At 64.3% G+C, this 22,654-nt stretch carries 17 protein-coding genes; 9 read left to right on the forward strand and 8 right to left on the reverse strand.

Annotation, left to right across the window (positions count from 1 at the left end; translation table 11 throughout):
• Positions 1–3: 3 nt before the first annotated feature.
• The 3 genes from QZ951_RS16125 to QZ951_RS16135 all read right to left on the reverse strand — a co-directional run bounded on the left by QZ951_RS16125 (position 4) and on the right by QZ951_RS16135 (position 2,478).
• A complete protein-coding gene (locus QZ951_RS16125) occupies positions 4–426 on the reverse strand; it encodes an OsmC family protein (RefSeq protein ID WP_293002411.1) in 423 nt (140 codons plus the stop codon).
• Positions 423–1,139: an N-acetylmuramate alpha-1-phosphate uridylyltransferase MurU gene (gene murU, locus QZ951_RS16130; RefSeq protein WP_293002413.1), complete on the reverse strand. Its 717-nt coding sequence runs from the start codon at positions 1,137–1,139 to the stop codon at positions 423–425. Before murU ends, QZ951_RS16125 begins: the two co-directional genes overlap by 4 nt.
• Before the next feature lie 349 nt (positions 1,140–1,488).
• Positions 1,489–2,478 (reverse strand): phosphotransferase, encoded by a 990-nt coding sequence (locus tag QZ951_RS16135; protein ID WP_366943961.1) that lies wholly within the window; start codon positions 2,476–2,478, stop codon positions 1,489–1,491.
• 172 nt (positions 2,479–2,650) lie between these two features.
• Between QZ951_RS16135 and lptD the strand changes: the two genes are divergently transcribed.
• From lptD to QZ951_RS16180, 9 genes are all read left to right on the forward strand, one after another.
• Complete coding sequence (lptD, locus tag QZ951_RS16140) at positions 2,651–4,879, forward strand: LPS assembly protein LptD (RefSeq protein WP_293002417.1); 2,229 nt, start codon at positions 2,651–2,653, stop codon at positions 4,877–4,879.
• Positions 4,880–4,987: 108 nt separating this feature from the next.
• Positions 4,988–6,316 (forward strand): peptidylprolyl isomerase, encoded by a 1,329-nt coding sequence (locus tag QZ951_RS16145; RefSeq protein WP_293002419.1) that lies wholly within the window; start codon positions 4,988–4,990, stop codon positions 6,314–6,316.
• A gap of 9 nt (positions 6,317–6,325) precedes the next feature.
• Positions 6,326–7,318, forward strand: coding sequence for a 4-hydroxythreonine-4-phosphate dehydrogenase PdxA (gene pdxA / locus QZ951_RS16150; RefSeq protein ID WP_293002421.1), 993 nt, complete (start codon positions 6,326–6,328; stop codon positions 7,316–7,318).
• Positions 7,315–8,103, forward strand: a complete 789-nt coding sequence (gene rsmA, locus QZ951_RS16155; protein ID WP_293002423.1) for a 16S rRNA (adenine(1518)-N(6)/adenine(1519)-N(6))-dimethyltransferase RsmA — start codon at positions 7,315–7,317, stop codon at positions 8,101–8,103. The genes pdxA and rsmA overlap by 4 nt, the downstream gene beginning before the upstream one ends.
• Positions 8,104–8,313: 210 nt before the next feature.
• Positions 8,314–10,335, forward strand: a complete 2,022-nt coding sequence (locus QZ951_RS16160) for an N-6 DNA methylase (protein ID WP_293002425.1) — start codon at positions 8,314–8,316, stop codon at positions 10,333–10,335.
• 14 nt (positions 10,336–10,349) lie between these two features.
• On the forward strand, positions 10,350–12,065 hold the full coding sequence (locus QZ951_RS16165) for a DUF262 domain-containing HNH endonuclease family protein (RefSeq protein ID WP_293002427.1): 1,716 nt from the start codon (positions 10,350–10,352) through the stop codon (positions 12,063–12,065).
• Between the two features lie 7 nt (positions 12,066–12,072).
• Positions 12,073–13,404 carry a restriction endonuclease subunit S gene (locus QZ951_RS16170; RefSeq protein WP_293002429.1) on the forward strand — a complete coding sequence of 444 codons (1,332 nt, stop codon included), beginning with the start codon at positions 12,073–12,075 and terminating at the stop codon, positions 13,402–13,404.
• Positions 13,401–16,628: a DEAD/DEAH box helicase family protein gene (locus QZ951_RS16175; protein ID WP_293002431.1), complete on the forward strand. Its 3,228-nt coding sequence runs from the start codon at positions 13,401–13,403 to the stop codon at positions 16,626–16,628. The genes QZ951_RS16170 and QZ951_RS16175 overlap by 4 nt, the downstream gene beginning before the upstream one ends.
• Positions 16,621–17,922 (forward strand): ISL3 family transposase, encoded by a 1,302-nt coding sequence (locus QZ951_RS16180; RefSeq protein WP_293002433.1) that lies wholly within the window; start codon positions 16,621–16,623, stop codon positions 17,920–17,922. The genes QZ951_RS16175 and QZ951_RS16180 overlap by 8 nt, the downstream gene beginning before the upstream one ends.
• Positions 17,923–18,032: 110 nt before the next feature.
• On the opposite strand, the gene QZ951_RS16185 is transcribed toward QZ951_RS16180, so the two are convergent.
• The 5 genes from QZ951_RS16185 to QZ951_RS16205 form a co-directional block, all read right to left on the reverse strand.
• On the reverse strand, positions 18,033–18,812 hold the full coding sequence (locus QZ951_RS16185; RefSeq protein WP_293002435.1) for a DUF3613 domain-containing protein: 780 nt from the start codon (positions 18,810–18,812) through the stop codon (positions 18,033–18,035).
• 67 nt (positions 18,813–18,879) lie between these two features.
• A complete protein-coding gene (locus tag QZ951_RS16190) occupies positions 18,880–19,578 on the reverse strand; it encodes a tetratricopeptide repeat protein (protein WP_293002439.1) in 699 nt (232 codons plus the stop codon).
• Positions 19,575–20,516: a type II secretion system F family protein gene (locus QZ951_RS16195; protein ID WP_293002441.1), complete on the reverse strand. Its 942-nt coding sequence runs from the start codon at positions 20,514–20,516 to the stop codon at positions 19,575–19,577. The genes QZ951_RS16190 and QZ951_RS16195 overlap by 4 nt, the downstream gene beginning before the upstream one ends.
• Positions 20,513–21,439 (reverse strand): type II secretion system F family protein, encoded by a 927-nt coding sequence (locus tag QZ951_RS16200; protein ID WP_293002443.1) that lies wholly within the window; start codon positions 21,437–21,439, stop codon positions 20,513–20,515. The genes QZ951_RS16195 and QZ951_RS16200 overlap by 4 nt, the downstream gene beginning before the upstream one ends.
• Positions 21,436–22,653 (reverse strand): CpaF family protein, encoded by a 1,218-nt coding sequence (locus QZ951_RS16205; RefSeq protein ID WP_293002445.1) that lies wholly within the window; start codon positions 22,651–22,653, stop codon positions 21,436–21,438. The genes QZ951_RS16200 and QZ951_RS16205 overlap by 4 nt, the downstream gene beginning before the upstream one ends.
• Between the last annotated feature and the right edge of the window lies 1 nt (position 22,654).

The raw sequence follows: 22,654 nt of genomic DNA on the forward strand, positions 1-22,654 counted from the left end.
GGATCAGGCGGCCGCCGGCGCCGCGGGATCGCCGACGACCGCGGTCTCGATCTCGAAACGGCCGTTCAGCGCCTTGTGGATCGGGCACTTGTTGGCGATGCCGGTGAGGTAGGACTTCTGTTCGTCGGTCAGCGCGCCGACGAATTCCAGCGTGCGGCTCAGGCGATAGACACCATCGGCCTCGACGTGGCGGATCGTCACCTTCAGATCATCGAGCGGAATCTGCTTGCGCCGCGCGACCATGGTCACGGTCAGCGCGGTGCAGGCGCCGAGCGCGGCATCGAGCAGATCATGCGGGTCCGGGCCGGCGTCGTCGCCCCCCTGCACGGCGGGCACGTCGGCGAGGAACTGATTGACGCCAGCGGTGATGACCTGCAGCAGGTTGCCTTCTGCGGCCTTCTGCACCTTGATTTCGGGACTGCTCATGCGGGCTTCTCCGGGGATGACAGCCAGTGTTCGAGTGCGGCCAGCCGTTCCGGCGTGCCGACGTCGATCCAAGTACCACGATGCAGCTCAGCGCCGACGCGGCCGCGGATCGCGGCGTCGCGCAGCAGCGGCGCCAGCGGAAACGCGCCGGCGGTGGCCTCGGCAAACAGCTCGGGCCGCAGGACCGACAGGCCGCTGAAGGTGAAACTTTCGGCGCAGGCGGTCAGCAGCCGGCCGTTGGCCGGGTCGCCCCCCGGACCTTCGATCAGGCCGAAATCGCCGCGCACGTTGTGCGGCGGATTCGGCACGAGCACCAGATGCGCGAGATCGTTCAGCGGCAGCGCGGCGGCACGGGCCACCAGTGCCGCGAGCGGGACATCGCTCCAGACATCGCCGTTGACCAGCAGGAACGGTGCGGTGCCGAGCAGCGGCAGCGCCCGGTGAATGCCGCCACCGGTTTCCAGCGCTGGCCAGCCTTCGTCGGAGTACGCGATTGACACGCCAAACCCTGCGCCATCGCCCAGATGATCGCGCAGCACGTCGCCGAGCCAGCCGAGATTGATCACCAGATCGGTCACGCCAGCCGCCTTCAGCGCCAGAATGTGATGCTCGATCAATGGCTTGCCGGCGACCGGGATCAGCGGCTTGGGGATGCGATCGGTCAGCGGCCGCATCCGTTCGCCGCGACCGGCCGCGAGGATCATCGCTTTCATCGAAGGGTTCCCTGCGCCGGTCGCATGACGGCAAGGCTCGCCCCCACGCTCGCTGCGCTCACGCCGCCGCAGCCTTGCCGTCCGGCCGCGAGGATCATCGCTTTCATCGAAGGGTTTCCTGCGCCGGTCGCATGACGGCAAGGCTCGCCCCAACGCTCGCTGCGCTCGCGCCGCCGCAGCCTTGCCGTCCGGCCGCGAGGATCATCGCTTTCATCGAAGGGTTTCCTGCGCCGGTCGCATGACGGCAAGGCTCGCCCCCACGCTCGCTGCGCTCACGCCGCCGCAGACTTGCCGTCCGGCCGCGAGGATCATCGCTTTCATCGCGCGCTGATCCGATGGCGTTGATCGCTCAAGCGACCACCGGCGCCATCGCCACCACCGGCAGCACGTGGCGTTCGAACAGGGCGGCGAGCGGCGCGAGCTCCGGGTAGCGGGTGGCCACGTCCATCACGTAGCGGACGAAGCGCGGCGTGTCGGCGAGGTACTTCGGCTTGCCGTCGCGGTAGTTGATGCGGGCGAAGATGCCGAGCACCTTCAGATGGCGCTGCAGGCCGATCCAGTCGGCATCGCGACGGAACGCGGCGTAATCCGTCGGCAGCGGCAGCCCGGCAGCGAGGCCTTCCGTGTGGTACTGGCGCAGCCAGCCATCGACACGGACTTCCGGCCAGCTCAGGAAGGCGTCCTTGAACAGGCAGATCGGGTCGTAGGCGATCGGGCCGAATACGGCGTCCTGATAGTCGAGCACGCCGGGATTCGGTCCCGACGCAGCGATCATCAGGTTGCGCGGCATGTAGTCGCGATGGACGTAGACCTTGGCCTGCGCCAACGCCGCGTCGATCAAGGTGGCGCAGACGCCCTGCCAGGCGGCGAGGTCGTCACCGGCGAGGCTCAGGTTCAGGTGACGCGCGAGATACCAGTCCGGGAACAGCGCCAGCTCGCGCGTCAGCAGCGCGTGGTCGTAGGCCGGCAGCACGCCGGGCTGCGAGGCCTGCTGCCAGCGGATCAGCGCGGTGATCGCCGGCGCGAACAGGGCATCGGCGTTGTCGGCGGTGATGACGTCGAGATAGGTCTGGTGCCCGAGATCGGACAGCAGCAGGAAGCCCTGCGTCAGGTCTTCCGCGTGCACGGCCGGCACGTGGACGCCGGCGCGGCGCAGCAGATCGCCAACGGCGAGGAACGGCCGGCAGTCTTCGAGCGCCGGCGGCGCGTCCATCACGATCCAGCTGCGCGCGCCGTCCCGCACCCGGAAGTAACGCCGGAAGCTGGCATCGGCGGAGGCCGGCGCGAAGCCGGCATCGTGCAGGCCCAGCTGGACGAACGCCCAGTCGCGAGCCGTGATGGCGCGGGCGTCAAGTGCAGTCGAAGCGGAGGCAGCAGGTTCGGAACCGGTCACGGGCAAGGGCGGGACTCTCGAGGCAGGCGCATAGCGTAAGAGCGGCCCGCGGCATTTGCACCGGCTGTGAGCGATACCCATACTTCGAGCACTGACCACGGTGCCCGTCTCCTTGCGATTGTCCACCTCCAAACTGCTGCGCCTGAGCGCGGTGCTGTCGATTGCGTTCAGCGGCCTGGCTCGGGCGGAGCCGGCATCCTGCCCGCAGCTCGATTTCACCAACGAGCTGCCGCCGATCCCGTCGGACCCGAAGCTGGTGCTGACGGCCGACGATGCCGATTTGAGCGAAGGCGGCCTGTCGACCCTGACCGGCTCGGTCCGGATCAGTCAGGATGGCCGCGAATTCGCCGCCGAAGAGGTCAACTACAGCGAAGTCGAGCGCCGCGTGCGCACCGATTCGCAGACGCTGTTCCGCGATTCGCGCTACGCCATCCGCAGCGCCAAGACCGACTACGACCTCGACATCGGCAGCGGCGTGTTTCTCGACAACGACTTCACCCTTCGCACCATCGGCGGTCGCGGCGAAGCGAAGCGCATCAGCATCGAGGAAGGCGGCAAGGCGCGGCTCGACGACGTCCGCTTCACCACCTGCGCGCCGGGCAACGAGGCCTGGACGATCTCGGCATCGAGCATCTCGCTCGACGAGGACAGCGGCCGCGGCACGGCGACCAATGCGCTGCTGAAGTTCCAGCACGTGCCGCTGTTCTATCTGCCGTGGTTCCAGTTCCCGATCGACGGCCTGCGCCATTCCGGTTTCCTGTTTCCGATCGTCGGCAACAACGAGACCAACGGCTTCGACATCCGCTGGCCGGTCTACCTGAACCTCGGCCCGAACTACGACGTGACGCTGATCCCGCGCTATCTGTCGGAGCGCGGCGAGCAGATCGGCGGGCAAGCGCGCTACCTGCTGAAGGGCAACGAAGGCAGCCTGTTCGGCGAATTCCTGCCGAGCGACGACCGTCTGAACGGCGACAGCCGCGCCTATCTCGACTACCAGCACGTCGGCGTGCTGGCGCCGAACGTGGGGCTGGAAGCGAAGTACGGCTATGTCAGTGATCGCAACTACTTCGGCACCTTCGGCGGCGGCGTCGACCTCACGTCCACGCCGTATCTCGAACGCGGGGCGAAGCTGACCTATCAGGCACCGACGGTGTTCCGCGTCGAAGCGCTGGTGCAGGACTACCAGACGCTGACCAGCAGCCAGACGCTGACCAGCACGCTCGGCGCCGATCTGAACCTGTACAAGCGGCTGCCGCAGATCCGGGTCGACGCGCTGACCAAGAACAGCGTGCTCGACACCCGGGCCGGCTTTGTCGGCGAGTTCACCAACTTCGCGCGCGCCGGCTCGGTGGAAGGCCAGCGGATCATCGCGCAGCCGTACCTGCGCTGGGAGAAGGACCAGCTCGCCTGGTACGCCAATGCCCAGACCGAGCTGTCGTACACCGCCTACAACCTGCGCAATGTCGGCGCCGGCCTGCCCGATGCGCCGCGCCGCACCTTGCCGCTGTTCAGCGCCGAAGGTGGCCTGCGCTTCGAGCGCCTGACCGGCAGCGGCAACCTGCAGACACTGGAACCGCGCTTGTTCTATCTGTACGTGCCGTTCCGCGATCAGCAGGACCTGCCGCTGTTCGATACCGGCCAGCCGGATTTCGACTTCCCGCAGCTGTTCGCCCGCAACCGCTATTCCGGCTTCGACCGCGTGTCCGACGCCAACCGCATCACCACCGCGCTGACCTCGCGACTGATCGAGTCCGATTCCGGCATTTCGCGGCTCAGCGCTACCGTCGGCCACATCTACAACTTCCGGGGTCCGCGAGTCGATCTGCCGGGCTTTTCGAGCCCGAGCGAAGGCGGTTCGGACTACCTCGCGAACCTCGAGTACCAGCTCAACACGCGCTGGTCGGCGACGGCGACCGCGCAGGTGTCATCGAACCTCGACCAGGTCATCCGCAGCGCGGTCGCCCTGCACTACCGCGAGCCGCAGGCCGTCACCAGCGGCCGGCGCTTCGATCTGGCCTACCGCTACCGGCGCGGCCTGCTGGAACAGGCCGATGCCAGCTTCTCGTCGCCGATCACCGATGCCTGGCGACTGGCGGCGCGCCTGCGCTACAGCCTTCGCGAATCGACGGCACTCGAATCGTTTGCCGGGGTCGAATACCAGACCTGCTGCTGGGCCGTGAGCGCCACGTACCGGCGCTATCTGGTCGGCGGCATCGAGCGCTTCAACAACGGCTTCTATCTCCAGCTCGAGCTGAAAGGCCTGACCCGCATCGGCAACGGCTTCGAACGGCTGTTGCCGGCCGATGATGATGCCGTGGGCGACAAGCGCAGCTACAACGGGCGCTGAGCCCGGCGCCACGCTCGATCAAGCTGCGGAATCGGCCCGGAAAGGGCCGTTGCCGTGCGTGATAATCTTTCGCTCCCCCGCGTTTCACCGGATGCTTTCGTGCCGAACATGCTGCCCAAGTCCCTTCAGTCGCTCGCTGCCCTGCTCGCCGGTTCCCTGATCGCCGCCTCGGTCACCGCGGCCGAGCCGCTGGATCGCATCATCGCCGTGGTCAATGACGGCGTGGTGCTGCAGAGCGAGATGGACCGCTCGATCAAGATCGCCGAAGGCCAGCTGCGCGAGCGCAACATCGCCCGGCCGCCGGAATCGGTGCTGCAGACGCAGGTGCTGGAACGCCTGATCCTGACGCGCCTGCAGACCCAGCGGGCCGCCGAAGCCGGCATCCGCATCGATGACCGCGAGCTGAATGAAGTGCTGACCGCCGTCGCCGCGCAGAACAAGCTGTCGCTGCAGCAGTTCATCGATGTGATCAAGAAGGACGGCCTCGACTACGCCTCGATCCGCGAACAGATTCGCGACGAAGTGCTGAGCCAGCGCGTGCGTCAGAAGGAAGTCGGGTCGCGCGTGCTGGTCACCGAGCAGGACGTCGACCTCGCGCTGACCAATGCCACCGCCGAGGATGAGACCGAATATCGTCTCGCCCACATCCTGGTGTCGGTGCCGGACGGCGCCTCCAGCGAAATCCGCGAGGCGGCGCGAACCAAGGCCCGTCGCCTGCTCGAACAGGCCCGCAAGGGCGAGGATTTCAGCCAGCTCGCAATTGCCAACTCCGATGGCCAGCAGGCGCTGCAGGGCGGCGATCTCGACTGGCGCAAGAACGACAACCTGCCGACCGCTTTCGCGGCCGTGGCCCCGAAGCTCAAGGTGGGCGACGTCGCCGACATCATCGAATCCGGCAGCGGCTACAACATCATCAAGCTGACCGACAAGCGTGAAGGCGGCGAACGCACGACCGTCAGCGAAACCAAGGCCCAGCACATCCTGCTGATGCCGAACGCGATCCGCGACGAGGACGCCACCCGCGCCCAGATCCGCGAACTGCGCGAGCGCATCGAGAAGGGCGAAGACTTTGCGGCGCTGGCGAAGAAGTTCTCCGACGATCCGGGTTCTAAGAACGGCGGCGGCGACCTCGGCTGGCAGCCGCCGGGCGTGTTCGCGCCGGAATTCCAGAAGGCTCTGGACGAGCTGAAGCCGAACGAAATCAGCGCGCCGTTCCGCACCCAGTTCGGCTGGCACATCGCCAAGGTCAACGAGCGTCGCGACCGTGACGCCACGGCCGAAGCCCGTCGCGGCCGCGCCCGGCAGGCGATTTCGCAGCGCAAGGAAGCGGAAGAGTACGAAACCTGGGTGCGCCGCCTGCGCGAAGATGCCTACGTCGAGTACCGCATGACGCCCACGGCGCTGGACGACGCGGCAGCCGCGAAGCCGGCCGGCTAGGCCGGCGTGATGCCGGAGGTTCCGCTGCCGCGGCTGCTGCTGACACCCGGCGAACCGGCCGGCATTGGCCCCGATCTCGCGATCCGGATCGCGCAGCAGCCGATTGCCGCGCAGCTTGCGGTGATCGCCGATCCGGACCTGCTGCGGGCGCGCGCGGAACGGCTTGGCCTGCCCCTGCAGCTGATTCCGGCCAGCCCGGCGGCACATCGTGCCGGGACCTTGCAGATCCACCCGGTGGAGCTCGCCGCGCCCGTCAATCCGGGCTTCCTCGACCCCGCCAACGCCGGCTACGTGCTGCACACCTTGCGAGTCGCCGCCCGCGCCTGCCTCGCAGGCGAGGCCGATGCAATGGTCACCGCCCCGGTGCACAAGGGCGTGATCAACGATGCCGGCGTGCCGTTCAGCGGCCACACCGAATTCCTCGCCGAGCTGTGCGGCACGCCACTGCCGGTGATGCTGCTGGCGACCGAGCACCTGCGCGTGGCGCTGGCAACCACGCACCTTCCGCTGCGCGCCGTGCCCGATGCGATCACCCGTGCCGGCCTCACCGCCGTGCTGCGTGTGCTGCACGCGGATCTCGTCGCCAAGTTCGGCATCGCCCGGCCACGCATCCTCGTCTGCGGGCTGAATCCGCATGCCGGCGAAGGCGGACATCTGGGGCGGGAGGAGATCGACACGATCATTCCGACGCTGGATGTGCTGCGCGCCGAAGGTCTGGATCTGGTTGGCCCACTGCCGGCCGACACGCTGTTCACGCCGCGCCAGCTGGCTGGCGCCGACGCCGTGCTGGCGATGTATCACGATCAGGGGTTGCCTGTGCTCAAGCACGCCGGCTTCGGCGAAGCGGTCAACATCACGCTCGGCCTGCCGATCATCCGCACCTCCGTCGACCATGGCACAGCGCTCGACCTCGCCGGCACCGGCCGCGCCGATGCCGGCAGCCTGAGTGCTGCGATCGGCGCAGCCCTGCAGCTCGTGGCCCGTCGGAGCGCGCGCGCATGAGCGGCGCCAAGAAGCGCTTCGGCCAGCATTTCCTGCACGATCCGTACGTGCTCGACCGAATCGTTCGCACGGTCAACCCGCAGCCGGCCGATGCCTTGATCGAGATCGGCCCCGGTCGCGGTGCACTGACCCGGCTGCTGATCGCGAAGCTGGACCGGCTGCGCGTGATCGAGATCGACCGCGACGTGATCGCGCCGCTGCGCGCGGCCTGCGGCGATTCGCCGAAGCTCGAGATCCATCTCGAAGACGCGCTGAATGTCGACTTCGCGCAGTTCATCGCCGATCGCCCGCTGCGTCTGGTCGGCAACCTGCCGTACAACATCTCCACGCCGCTGCTGTTCCATCTGCTGCGCTATGTCGGCTCGGTGCGCGACATGCACTTCATGCTGCAGAAGGAAGTGGTCGACCGCATGTGCGCCGAGCCCGGCAGCGACGATTACGGCCGGCTGACCGTCACCCTCGCCGCGCGTGCCGACTGCGTCAGCCTGTTCGACGTCGGCCCGGGTGCCTTCAATCCGCCGCCGAAGGTCGACTCCGCCGTGGTCCGGCTGACGCCACGACCCGCGCCGTTCCCGCTGACCGACCTTGCGGCCTATGACCGCATCGTCACCGCCGCCTTCGGCCAGCGGCGCAAGACCTTGTCGAACGGGCTCAAGGGCCTGCTGACGACGGCACAGATCGCCGCGGTCGACATTGATCCCGGCATCCGGGCCGAACAACTCGCACCGCAAGCCTTTGCCCGGCTGTCCGAAGCCTGGAGCGCCGCGCGCGGCGCGGCCACCTGAGCCGAATCCGGCAATCGCGCCGCATCAGCCGTCTTGTCGGCACGCGCTCCGGTCGATCCACAGCTCACAAAAAAAGGGCTAAGTGCAAAAAATGGTTGAACTGCTCTTCCTGGGTAGCCTAGGGTCAATGCTCCGTTCCGTGCAAGAGGTGGTTGACAGCCTCATTCCAACTGCTAAGCTCTTTTGTGCAAAAAGCGGTTGGAGATTGAAATGGCAGAAGGGAATGGCTCGGGCGCTTCGTTAGCGGACTTCATCTGGAAGAACGCCGAGGACCTGTGGGGGGATTTCAAGCACACGGACTTCGGCAAGGTCATCCTGCCGTTCACGCTGCTGCGCCGGCTTGAATGCGTGCTGGAGAAAACCCGTAAAGAGGTCGAGGCCGCTCACGAGGCGCATCGGGACAGTGGCATCGACCTGGACCTGATTCTCCGTCAGATGGCGGGCTACCCGTTCTACAACACCTCCGGCTACACGCTGGAAACGCTGGGAAGTACGAAGACTCGCCAGAACCTCCAAGACTACGTGGCGAAGTTCTCGGACAACGCTCGTGTCATCTTCGAGCAGTTCGACTTCACCAATACCGTCATCCGTCTCGACAAGGCAGGCTTGCTCTACAAGATCTGCAAGAACTTCGCGGGCGTGGACCTGCACCCGGACGCCGTGCCGGACCGAGTGATGAGCAACCTCTACGAACACTTGATCCGTCGCTTTGGCGCCGAAGTGAACGAAGGGGCCGAAGACTTCATGACGCCCCGTGACGTGGTACATCTCGCCACCACGCTGCTTCTCGACCCGGACGATGCTTTGTTCGAGGCGAACCCCGGCCTCATCCGCACACTGTACGACCCTACCTGCGGTACCGGCGGGTTCCTCTCCGACGCGATGAGCCATGTCGCCGACTACGGCAACCGATTCAAGGTGCCGCCGGTGCTGGTGCCCTACGGGCAAGAACTGGAACCGGAAACCCACGCGGTCTGCCTCGCCGGCATGCTTTTACGCACGATTGAAACAGATCGCAGCCGCGACCTCTCCAAGAACATCGCCGGCCCGTTCAGCACGCTCTCCCGGGATGCATTTGCCGGCGAGAGGTTCCACTACTGCCTGGCCAATCCGCCCTTTGGCAAGAAGTGGGAGAAAGACCAGAAAGCGGTCGAGGACGAGCACGAGGAGAAGAAGTTCGACGGACGCTTCGGCCCCGGCTTGCCGCGAATCAATGACGGCTCGATGCTTTTCCTGATGCACCTCGCCAGCAAGCTGGAGCTGCCCGCGAAGGGCGGCGGTCGAGCTGCAATCGTGCTGTCCGGTTCGCCCCTCTTCAACGGTGGCGCCGGCTCGGGCGAGTCTGAAATCCGGCGCTGGCTGCTGGAAAACGATCTGGTGGAGGCCATCGTCGCCCTGCCAACGGAAATCTTCTTCCGCACCGGCATCGGTACTTACCTGTGGCTGCTGTCGAACAAGAAGCCAAAGCACCGCCGCCACAAGGTGCAGCTCATCAACGCTACCGGCCTGTGGACCTCGATCAAGAACGAGGGCAACAAGCGCCGCAAGATCGGGGATGAGCAGCAGCGCCAGATCGCGGACCTCTACGCGGCAGCCGAAACCAACGAACTCAGCCGAATGCTGAATTACCGCAGCTTCGGCTATCGGCGTATCCGGGTGCTGCGTCCGCTTCGGATGCGCCTGCACGTCGACCGCGAGAGCTTGGCCCGGCTGCGCGAGGACAAGGCCTGGGCCAAGCTCACACCCGAACAGCAGTCGGGCTGGAAGATGGCGCTGGCCGCACACATCGGCGAAGTCCAGCCGGTGGACTGGGCCGAAGCCTTCGTCACAGAGGCGACGCGCGGGGATGCCACGTTGGGCAAAGTCGGCAAGCCTTTCCTCAAGGCGCTGGTTAATGCGCTCGGCGTTCGCGACCCAGACGGCGAGCCGGTCAACGATACGGATGGCAACCTTGTCGCCGACAGCGATCTGACCGACTACGAGAACGTACCGCTGACGGAAGACGTGCGCGATTACCTCGCCCGCGAGGTGCTGCCGCATGTCCCCGATGCTTGGCTCGACGCGAGCTTCCGCGACGAGCAGGACAAGGAAATTGGCCGTGTCGGTTACGAGATCAACTTCAACCGCTACTTCTACAAATACGTGCCGCCTCGCAAGCTCGCGGACATCGATGCCGAGCTGAAGCAGGTTGAAGCCGAGATCGCTGCTCTGCTGGGCGAAGTGACTGAGTAAGAAACGGAGCATTCATGGCCGCCACGAACTTTAAGACCGAGAACAATACATTCAGGAAGCTGATCGGAAATGGTCTGACGTACCGCATTCCTCGATTCCAGCGCGACTACAGCTGGACCAACGAAGAATGGGAAGACCTATGGACGGACCTCTTGGGAACGCTCAAGGCGGACGGTGAGAGCGCTCACTACATGGGTTATCTCGTTTTGCAGTCTGCCGATGACAAAACCTTTGACGTCATCGATGGCCAGCAACGGCTCACAACCATCAGCATCATCGTTCTAGCCGTGCTCAAGAACATCCAGCGGTTGATCGACGCCGGCAACGATGCAGACCAGAACAAGCGGCGCGTGGACCAGATTCGCCAGACCTATGTCGGCTATCTGGACCCAGTCACACTGGTCGCACGGCCAAAACTGACGCTCAACCGCAACAACAACAACTATTTCCAAACCTACCTCGTGCCGATGGGGCACCTTCCGCAGCGTGGCTTTCGTGCTTCCGAGCACCAGCTGCGCAAGGCTTTCGAGTGGTTCGATAGGCAGGTGGCGTCTTACCTGAAAGCCAGCACAGGCGACGAGGGCATGCGCTTGGCCAAGCTGATCGAAGACGTCAGTGACCGCTTGTTCTTCACGGTGATCACCGTCACAGATGAGCTGAACGCGTACAAGGTCTTCGAGACGCTCAACGCCCGAGGCGTGCGCCTCTCAGCGACCGACCTGCTCAAGAACTACCTGTTCTCCGTGCTCGACCGTGGTGGTGAGACCGACCACGAGCTACGAAATCTCGAGGATCGATGGGAGGCCATCGTCGGCCGGCTCCAGTCGGAGAACTTCCCGGACTTCCTGCGTGTGCACTGGAACAGTCGCCGCAGCTTTGCCCGTCAGGCTGACCTGTTCAAGACGATCCGGGCGCAGGTCACCTCATCCGAGACAGTGTTCCAGTTGCTGCGCGACATGGAAGAAGACCTCGATACCTACCTGGCATTGTCCTCTCCCGAGGCGTCCGAGTGGCCACAGGAGGACAAGCAGCAGGCCGGCATCCTGAAAACATTCCGGGTGCGGCAACCGTTCCCACTGCTCTTGGCGGCGAAGCGAACGCTGGACGTTCCAGACTTCACTGGGCTCCTGCGTGCCGCGGTGGTGATCTCGATGCGCTTCAATGTCATTGGCTCGTCGAGCACGGCGGAGCAGGAGCGGAAGTACAACGAAGTTGCCGAGCGCGTGGCCAAGAAAGAGCTGAACAAGCTCGGCCCGGTGCTGCAGGCGTTGCGTACCGTCTATCCCGACGATGCCGCGTTCCGAATCGCCTTCGCCGAGAAGTCGATCAAGACTACGGATTCACGCAATAACCGTGTCGTGCGCTTCATCCTGTGCGCGCTCGAAAAGCACTTGTCTGGCCAGGCCCATGACTTTGCCAGCGATGCCTTCAATATCGAGCACATCCTGCCGCAGAACGCGCCGGATGGCTGGGGTGGGTTCGGAAACGATGACGCCGACGCGCTCGTTTACCGGTTGGGCAACATGACCTTGCTTCAATCGGGCGCGAATCGGGATCTGGGTACGGCGGAATACGACCAAAAGCGTGCCGTCTATCAGCAGAGCGGTTTCGCCATCACACAGAAGCTGGGCAACGAGAACGCGGAGTGGAAGCCGGACCGGATCGCCGCCGTGCAGAACTGGATGGCGACGCAAGCCACCGCTGTGTGGCGCATTGCGCAACTGAGCTGAGGCGCGCATGAGTCATTACAAGCCGTACCCGGCCTACAGGGATTCGGGCGTCGAGTGGGTTGGGCGGGTGCCGGATCACTGGGAGATCAAGCCCATTTGCCGATTGGCGTCATGCAACGACGACTCCCTGCCTGAAAATGTGCATCCCGATCAGGTGCTGCGGTACGTTGACATTTCGTCGGTCAATCACACGGACGGCATCACTGACGTGGCGGAGATGCGTTTTGCGGACGCGCCTTCACGGGCCAGGCGCAAAGCCAAAGCTGGCGACGTAGTGATCTCCACGGTTCGGACTTATCTCAAGGCTGTCGCGGCTGTCACCGAAACTCATGCGGACTGTACCTACTCGACCGGATTTGCGGTGCTACGCCCCCGGCTATCCGAGGTTGAGTCTCCATTCCTGAAATGGTTGGCGCTCAATGACCTTGTGATTCAAGCGATTGAGGCTCACTCAGAGGGATTGAGCTATCCAGCGATCAACGCGCCTGAGCTAGTCAAGCTCAAAGCTGTTGTCCCTCCTCGCACCGAACAAACCGCCATCAGCGCGGTCCTGGATCGTGAAACCGCCCGCATCGATGCGCTGATCACGAAGAAGACCCGCTTCATCGAACTGCTGAAGGAAAAGCGCCAGGCGCTCATTACCCACGCCGTCACCAAGGGTCTCGATCCGAACGTGAAGATGAAGGACTCCGGCGTTGAGTGGATTGGGGAGGTGCCGGAGCATTGGGAAATTTCCAAGCTCGCGTATACGACGCGAGAGGCCGGCGGTAAAACTCCCGACACCAAGAATCAAGCGTACTGGGACGGTAACGTCCCGTGGGTGTCACCCAAAGACATGAAGCAATCCGAGATTGTCGATGCCATTGACAAGATTTCGGACGCGGCTGTGTCGGACTGCGGGATGAAGCTATTTGAGCCCGGAACGATTTTGGCGGTGGTGCGAGGCATGATCCTCGCGCATTCATTTCCGGTGGCTGAACTTAAGGTCCCAGCCACAATCAATCAGGACATGAAGGCACTGGAGCCGGACAAGCGCATTAGGCCAAATTATCTGAGGCTGATACTGGAAACAGCAAAAGACTACGTTGTGTCAGTGCTCGTGGCGGAAGCGGCGCACGGAACGCGGGTTCTCAGGACAGATGTCTGGCGTCAATTGCCTGCACTCCTACCACCTGTCGACGAGCAAGATCTGATTCTTGCCGAATTGGATCGAGTAATCACTATGTACGCAAAGCTCGTTCAGAAAGTTGAATGCAGTATCGCTCTCCTAAAAGAGCGCCGCTCCGCTCTCATTACCGCCGCTGTCACCGGCCAGATCGACCTACGGGAGGCCGCATGAACGGCGACACCGCGCACCAGGAAAAGCACTTCGAGGCTTATATCGTCAAACAGCTCCAGAAGCAGGGCTGGCTGATCGGCGACACGGCGCACTACGACACCGAACGTGCCCTGTATCCAGACGACCTCGTTGCCTGGCTAGAAGCCACCCAGGCCGACAAGTGGGCCAAGCTGTGCAAGGACTACCCGGCCGATCCGCGCGGTGCGCTGATGGACCGGCTGGCCAAGACGCTGGATAAGGATGGCACGGTGCAGGCTCTGCGCCGGGGATTCAGCATCGCCGGCTGCGGCCACATCGACCTGTCCGAAGCCGCGCCCGAGGACACGCGCAACGCCGAGGTACTGAAGCGCTACGCCGCCAACATTCTGCGCGTGGTGCCGCAGCTCAAGTACCACCCGGCGCGCGAGCTGGCGATTGACCTGGCGTTCTTCATCAACGGTATCCCGGTCGCTACGGTGGAGGTGAAGACCGACTTCACGCAGTCGGCTTCCGCCGCGGTGGACCAGTACAAGACCGACCGCCTGCCTCTGGACCCCAAGACCAAGCGCCGCGAGCCACTGCTGACGTTCAAGCGCGGGGCGGTGGTGCACTTCGCGATGTCGGATTCCGACATCCAGATGGCAACGAAGCTGGACGGCGAGAACACCTACTTCCTACCGTTCAATCAGGGCAACGCTGGTCACGCCGGCAACCCGCCACGCACCGATGGAGAGTATCCCGTGGCCTACTTCTGGCAGCAGGTCTGCCAGCGTGATGCCTGGCTGCGGATCTTCCACAGCTTCGTCTACATCGAGAAGAAGGACGTGGTAGACCTCAAGGGCAACTGGTCCAAGAAGGAAACCCTGATTTTCCCGCGCTACCACCAGTGGTCAGCTGTCAACGCGATGATCGCGGATGCCAAGCTCAACGGAGCTGGCATGCAGTACCTCTGCGAGCACAGCGCCGGCTCGGGCAAGACCAGCACCATCGCCTGGACGGCGCATGACCTGATCCGGCTGCGCCGCGATGACGGGGAGGCGATCTTCAACAGCGTGATCATCGTCACCGACCGCACGGTGCTGGATAGCCAGCTTCAGGATGCGGTGAAGCAGATTGACCACCAGTTCGGGGTGATCGCGGCCATTGATCGGCAGAAGACCTCGAAGTCGAAGAGCAAGCAGTTGGCGGAGGCACTGATTGCCGGTACGCCGATCATCGTGGTGACGATCCAGACCTTCCCCTACGCGATGGAAGCCATCGTCACGGATGCGGGCCTCAAGGACAAGAACTTCGCGATCATCATCGACGAGGCCCACGCCTCCCAGACCGGTACCAACGCCACCAAGCTGCAAGCCGCGCTGTCTCTCGGAAGCAAGGGCGATATGGCGAACATGAGCGTTGAAGAACTTCTGGAACAGCTCCAGAAGTCTCGCGTCCGGCCGAAGAACCTGAGCCACTTCGCGTTTACCGCCACGCCCAAGCACTCGACGCTGATGTTGTTCGGGCGTACGAAAGACGGTGGCAAGGCGAGCAAGACCAACCTGCCGGCTTCGTTCCACAGGTACCCAATGCGGCAGGCGATCGAGGAGGAGTTCATCCTCGATGTGCTCAAGGGTTACACCCCTTACCAGACAGCCTTCAACCTGGCCAAGCAGTTGGAGGACAAGAAGCGTGTCGGTGGCAAGGCAGCCAAACAGGCGCTGGCGCAGTGGATGAGCCTGCACCCGACCAATGTCACGCAGAAGGTCCAGTTCATCATCGAGCACTTCAGCAAGAACGTCGCCGCCCTGCTCGATGGGAAGGCCAAGGCGATGGTCGTGACCAGCTCACGCGCTGCCGCCGTGCGCTACAAGAAGGGCTTTGACTCCTACATCGCCAAGCATCCCGAGCATGCCGGTATCCGATCGCTGGTCGCCTTCTCCGGCAAGCTCACGGGCAAACAGGTGGTGCACAACGACGACGAACGCCTAGCCGGCGACGTGTTCGTGGTGGACGAGGCGGACGAGTTCACTGAAGTGAACCTGAATCCGGACATTTCCGGGCAGGACCTGCGGATCGCCTTCGAGCGCCCCGAGTACCGGGTGATGCTGGTCGCCGACAAGTTCCAGACCGGCTTCGACCAGCCCAAGCTGGTGGCGATGTATCTCGACAAGAAGATCGCCAACGACGTGGAGATCGTGCAGACGCTTTCACGCCTGAACCGCACCGCGCCTGGCAAGGATGAGACCTTTGTCATCGACTTCATCAACGCACCGGAGAATGTCCGACGGGCGTTCTCGATGTACGACGACGGTGCACTGATCGAGGAGGCCCAGGATCTGGATGTGGTCTACGACATCCAGAAGCTGCTTGATGCCCACGGCCTCTACGAGCCAGACGATCTGGAAGCGTTCAAGCAGGCTCGCTTCAAGACCTTGCGCGACATCACCCAGGCCCAGGAACCGCAGCACAAGGCGCTGTACGCGGCCACGGAGCGGCCGACGCGGCTCTACAACCAGAAGCTCAAGATGATGCGAGATGCCGTCGCCACCTGGGAATCTGCATACGAGAAGGCCCGTGCCAACCAGGATGCGGCCGGCATGAAGTCGGCGGATCACCAGCGCAAGGAGACTGCTGACCAGATTGCGGCTCTGATGGCCTTCAAGAGCGGGTTGGCTCGCTTCTGCCGCACGTATGCCTACATTGCCCAGCTGATCGACTTCAGCGATCCGGGATTGGAAAACTTCGCCGCGTTCGCAAAGCTGCTTAGCAAGCGGCTCGAGGGCGTGCCGGCAGATCGCGTTGATCTCAAGGGGCTGGTGCTGTCGGGTTTTGACATCAAGGCGCGCACGGAGCCCACGGGCAACGATCAGGAAAAGCCCACGCTCAAGCCTGTTGGCCCTGGTGGCAGCGGCAAGGCAGATGAGCCGAACTACCTGAAGGAAATCATCGACCGCCTGAACCGGTTGTTTGGCGATGCGACACCGTTGCGCGACCAGGCCACCTTCGTCAATCACATCGCCGCCATAGCGAAGGAAAGCGACGTGGTGATGGCCCAGGTCGAGAACAACAACCGAGAGCAGGCCCTCAAGGGCAATCTGCCCGGCGCGGTTCAGCAAGGCGTGGTTCGGGCTCTAACTTCACACCAGAAGCTGGCGACGCAGGTGCTGAAGGCCGATCGACAGGCGATGTCGGCGCTCACCGATCTCATCTACGAGCTGATCCGCGACAGGCGGATGATCGATTTGGATGACCTGAATGCTTGATCTCCTGAACCTGCCGGGTGTCCGACCGGTGGACCTTCAGAGTTCGCAGGGGGTCATCACCATCGTCGCCGAAGTCCTCGAGACTTCTCTGCCGGCGTGCCCAGAATGCGGCAAGCCACTGTACCGGCACGGCCACCGGAAGATCGCGTTTGCCGATACGCCGCAACAGATGCAGCCGGTGCGGCTGGAGATCGACCGACCTCGTTATCGTTGCGATGCCTGTCGCAAGACGCTGACGCTGGATCTCCCCTTCCTGGACGAACGACGTCGAGCTACCCGCCGGTTGGTCGACGCGATCCGCGAACGCTGCCTCGGAACTACCTTCCGCGGCCTTGCCGAGCAGACGGGTCTCGCCGTCAATACCATCAAGAACATCGCCCAGGATCTGATCGAGGAGCTTGAGAAGACTGTTCGCTACGAGACGCCGGTAATCATGGGAATCGACGAGCTGAACTTGGCTGGCGGTTACCGCTGCATCATCACCAACCTTGCCACCAACAGCGTGTTCAACATGCTGGAGGAGCGGACGAAGGCGCATATGAAGCCGTTCTTCCGAGATCTGCCCGATCGGGAGAAGGTCGAGTGGGTTTGCACCGACATGTGGCGACCCTTTAAGGAGTCATACGGCCCCTACCTTCCCAATGCGCGGCTGGTAATCGACAAGTTCCACGTTGTGCGGATGGCCTCGGACGCTCTGGAAGAGGAGCGCAAGAAACACCAGGCGACGCTGGATCGTAATGAGCGGCTGAAGGTGAAGAAGTCAATCCGTTGGCTGACGCTGAAACGCCCTAGTTCGCTATCGCCGCAAGAGCAGGAAGCCCTGAAGCTCGTCCGGACGGGCATCCCCCTGCTGGCAGAAGCCTACGACTTCAAGGAGGCGTTCTACGGCATCTATGACGAGCCCGATAAGGTCTCTGCGATGCGTGCATTCGAGGCTTGGGAGAACACCTTGCCGCAGGAACGATTCCCCAAGTTCCATGCGCTGGCCCGCACCGTCCACAACAACTACGAGGACATCTTCGCGTATTGGGATGCGCCGACCCGACTCACCAACGCCTACACCGAAGGGCTGAACGGCTTGGTCAAGGTCGCCAACCGCATGGGTCGCGGGTACAGCTACGAAATCATCCGAGCCAAGACCCTGTACGCCAAGCATGCTCGGAAGGTCGGAAGCATGCCGCGGCCGGGAGAGGGCATCACTTCAGTTCCAACCACTGCCCCTCAATCCCAGATCGAGTACGGCCCGCATATTCCAACCTTGATCGAGCTGTCCGATGCGGGGGACTTGGGTTGATGAGCAACCCTCTTTCAACCACCTTTTGCAAATAGCCAAAAAAAGCCGCTCCGGCAGCCCGAAGCGGCTTCGTGTGACGGCCCGGAATCGAGGCCGCCGTCGGGTTCGCCCTACCGGCCGCCGTCGGAGGTGAAGCTTTCGCGCTCGAACTTCTCCGGAATCGGATGCGCGAAGCTCTTCAGATAGCGCTCATAGGTGTTCTTGGCAGCTTCGCCCGGCAACGGACGCGGCTCGCTGGACGCGGCAGCACCGCTGGTCTGCAGCGACGTCCACGCGCGCGTGCTCGCACCGAAACCCGTCGCCGGTGCCGCGGCGACCGGAACAGGCGCGTACGACGGCGGCGGGGTCACGGCGGTTTCGGTTGGCGACGACAGTGCAGTTGCCACGCTGGCACTCGGCGCCGGCTCGTACGCGGGAGCCGGGGTGGGCTCCGGCGCTGGCTCCGGCAGTGCGGCTGGCGCCGGGCTTTCGACAATCGCGGGCGCCGCGGCGGTTTCGACCGGGGCCGGCGTCAGGGCCGGTTCAGAAGCGGCTGGCGCAGCGCGGGGCGCTTCGATCTCGGCCGGGATCGCGACCGACTCGACCGGCGCGGCGGCGGGCGCGGCAGGCGCCGGCTCGGAGACCGGTTCGGCCGCTGCCACCGGCGTCGGTGCCTCGGCCGGCACTTCGGCAGGAACTTCCGAAGTCGCATTCGGGCCGGGCAGGTAGACGACCGGCGCCGGAATCCGGTTCGGCTTGGCGGCCGGCTCTCCAGACGCCGAACCGGCCGGGATCGCGACCTTCTCGGGTTCACTCTGGGCCTGCACGGCGCCAGCCGTAAATGCCAGGCCAACGGCCAGGGTCAGTGACAAGCCCAGCGCCGCAGGGGCGGGATTGATCATTGCGCGCATCGTCCTTCTCCAGTGTCGACACGGCGCTCGGTCCATGTCGGAGTGTGCGGTCCTGCCTGTTCGCCGCTCATGTCGGCGCGCGGCCATGTCGTGCTGCCTGCTGCTGCCGAATGCCCTGCGCCTGCTCTCGCAGCATCTTCAGCGTGTCCGGCGTGGTGCCGGATTGCTGCGCCAGCCGATCGGCGCCGTTCTGGTTGCCGGTCAGCAGCATCAGGATGATCAGGTTGTTGCGGCTCTTCAGCTGCGACGGCGCCAGTTCGGCGGCTGTCGACAACTCGGGCAGCGCTTCAGTATATCGACCCGCTTCCATCAGGGCGTAACCCAGATCGTTGCGAATCTCGACATCGGTCGGCAGGCGCATCGCGGCATTGCGCAGGTTCCGGATGGCGCCGTCGAGATCGGTCTTGGCATACATCAGCCCGAGCCCGTGGTAGGCCTTGCCTTCGAGTGCGCCGCCAACCAGCCGGCGATACAGGGCATCGGCCTGCGCGGTCTGCAGCAGATGTCGGCGGGTCTCGGCTTCCAGCCAGATCAGCTCGGCGCTGTCGCTGACCGACTGCTTCTGTTCCTCGATATGGGCGAGCGCCGCGTAGTACTGGCCCTTGTCGAGCAGCCCCCGGATCACGTCGCTGCGAATCTGCTGCACCTTCTGCGGGTCGGCGACGTCCGGCTTGTAGTCGTCGGGCGGCGGCGGACGCGGCGACTGCCGGTTGGCGGCGCAGGCCGACAGCAGCAGTGTAGCCAGCAGCAGACCGTCGCGGATCATTTCGCGCCAGCCACCGAGGCCAGCGTGCGGGCGATCGACAGCGCGGCAGGACCGGCCACAAAGACGAGCAAGGCCGGAAAGAAGAACAGCACCATGACCACCGTCATGCGCCCGGAAATCAGGTTGACGCGCTCGCGCAAGTCCAGCCCGCGGCGTTCCTCGATCAGCTTCATCATGTCCAGCAGTGGCTCGCGCACTTCGCCGCCGTAGCGGTCGACCTGGCGCAGCACGCCGAGAATGTTGCTGAGATCGTCGACTTCCAGCGTCTCGCCGATCTGGCGCAACACTTCGCCGGTATCGGCACCGGTATCGAACTGGCGCACGGCGGAATCGAATTCGCGGCCGAGTTCCGGCAGCACGCCGCGGCCGTCGCGCACGATCGAAGCCAGCGCCAGCCGGGTCGACAGGCCGGCCTCGTACAGCAGCACCAGCAAGTGGACGAACAGCGGAACTTCCGCCTTGATCCGCTTGCGGCGTGAATTCGCGGCGCTGCGCAGCACCCAGCGCGGCAGCAGGAACGACAGCGCCACGGCAACGAAGCCCGCGATGTAGAGGTTGAAGCCCTTGAAGTACGGCCAGCCGCTGAATGCGCCGACGACCACGATCAGCCCGAGGATGATCGGCACCAGACCCTGAAGCGCATAGAACAGCAGGCGCGTTTCCGGGCCGCGCCAGCCAGCCTGTGCCAGCAGCCGCGGCGTTTCGCCTTCCTTGTCGACCAGCCGTTCCAGCGACTGGCCGCGGCGCGCGAAGCCTTCGAGCAACTGCTTGTGCTCGGCACCCTCGAAGCCGTCACGGTCCTCGTCGGCGAGTCCGAGACGTTCGCGCAGACGTCGGGTCGAACGCGCATCGATTGCCAGCACGATGAGGGCCGCGATCGTCCCCATTCCGAACAGGATCGCGCCGGCCACCACCATCGCGTAGATCGTCGGGCTCATGCTTCACCCTCGTCGATCGACTTCAGCATCCGCCACAGGAAGATGAAGCCGAATCCGACCATCGCTCCGGAACCGAACAGCAGCAGTCGGCCGGTCGTGTCGGCAATCATGTTGGTGTAGTACGCGGTGTTCTGGAAGTAGATGTAGCCGAACAGGAACATCGTGATGCCGGCGAGAATGAACGCGGACAATCGCGTTTCGGCGGTCAGCGCGCGCAGTTCCTGCGCGGCACTGGCGCGTTGGCGGATGACCACGATCAGGCTCTTCAGCACGCCGCGCATGCTGCCGCCGTACTTGCGATTGATGCTGGCCGCGAGTGCCATCACCTTGAGATCGCGCAGCCGCTGGATCTCGCCGGCTTCGCTGAGCACCTGTTCCAACGGCGCGCCGAGCCGGACCTGACGGCCGATGCTGATGAACAGCGGCTGGATCGGATGCGGGCTTTCGCGCGCGGCCTGTCCCAGCGCTTCTTCCAGCGTGTTGCCCGCCGCGAGCACGCGAATCACGTTCTCGAGATAGGACGGCAGCTGCTCGACGATGCGGATGCGCCGCCGCGCCGCCTGCTGCACGAGCACGGCATAGCCGAGGAAGAACAGCACGCCGACCAGCGGCACCGCGAGAATCGGGCCGATGATCACCATCAGCGCCAAGGTCAGCAGCGCCATCAGCAGCAGCAGACGCAGCACGCCCGCGGGACGGATATCGGAACCCGACCGCCAGAACAGATGACAGACGCCACGCAGCAGCGGATTGCGGATGGCCGTGCTGCCCTGGGCGATCGCAGCGTCGTCGGCACCGGTGACGCGCAGACGCAGCTTGACGTCGGCTTCGTACTCGCGATCCCCCGCCTGCAGGTACAACCACACCGCGCCGCCCAGCAACAGCAGGGCGCCGAGGACGAACAGGATCAGGACAAGACTCACGCAGCCTCCCTCGGCATGACGGCAGACCCGGTCTCGGGATCGAATCGAAAGACATCGCGCAGGGCCAGTTCGCGTCCCTGCAGCCCCAACAGTTCCGTGATCGACATGACGCGGCGCTGGCCGCTGGGCAGGCGCGCGACGTGCACCACCAGCTGAATCGCGGCCGAAATCTGGCCGCGCAGCGTCTGCTCGCCGCCGTTGTAGCCGGCGAAACCCGCCAGCAGTTCAAGGCGATGCATGGCATCGCGAACATTGTTCGCGTGCAGCGTGGTCATCGAGCCGTCGTGACCGGTATTCATCGCCTGCAGCATGTCCAGCACTTCATCGCCACGGACTTCGCCGACGATGATGCGGTCCGGCCGCATGCGCAGCGCGTTGCGCACCAGATCGCGCGCGCTGATGGCGCGCTGGCCTTCGAGGTTCGGTGGCCGGGTTTCCAGCCGCACGACATGGTTGTGCTGCAGGCGCAGTTCGGCGGCGTCCTCGACCGTCACGATGCGCTCGCCGGCCGGAATCCACTGACTCAGCAGGTTCAGGAACGTGGTCTTGCCCGAGCCGGTGCCGCCGACCACCAGCAGGTTGGTTCGGCCGATCACGCGGCCCCGCAGGTAATCGAGTTCCGGCTGCGTGATGCTGCCGCTTTTCAGCAGGTCATCGGCCGACAGCGGCACCTTGCGGAACTTGCGAATCGACAGGCACGGCCCGTCGAGCGCGATTGGCGGAATGATCGCGTTCACGCGCGAGCCATCGGGCAGACGGGCATCGACCATCGGCGTCGACTCGTCGACGCGGCGACCGAGCGGCGCCAGGATGCGCTGGATCACGCGGATGACGTGATTGTCGTCGTTGAACCGGACCGGCGCCGAATACAGCTTGCCCGCGCGCTCGATGAACACGTTGTGCGGCCCGTTGACGACGATGTCGTTCACCGTGTCGTCATCGACCAGACTCTGGATCGGACCGAAGCCGAGCAACTCGTTGCGGGCGTCGGCAATCAGGGCTTCGGATTCGCGCTGATTGACCGGCAGCCGCTGCTCCAGCACGTAGCGCCGCACCTGCTCGGCCACGAAGCGCTCGATCTTCTCCGCCGGCCATCCGTAGATGTCGAGCTTGCGATCCTCGATCTGCGCAATCAGGTGACGATGGACGCTGCTTTTCAGCGTCTGGTATTGATCCGACAGCCGGAAGCGTTCGACCTGGTCCGCGGTGCTCATG

The sequence above is a fragment of the Nevskia sp. genome (genome assembly GCF_021732705.1).
GTDB lineage: Bacteria > Pseudomonadota > Gammaproteobacteria > Nevskiales > Nevskiaceae > Nevskia.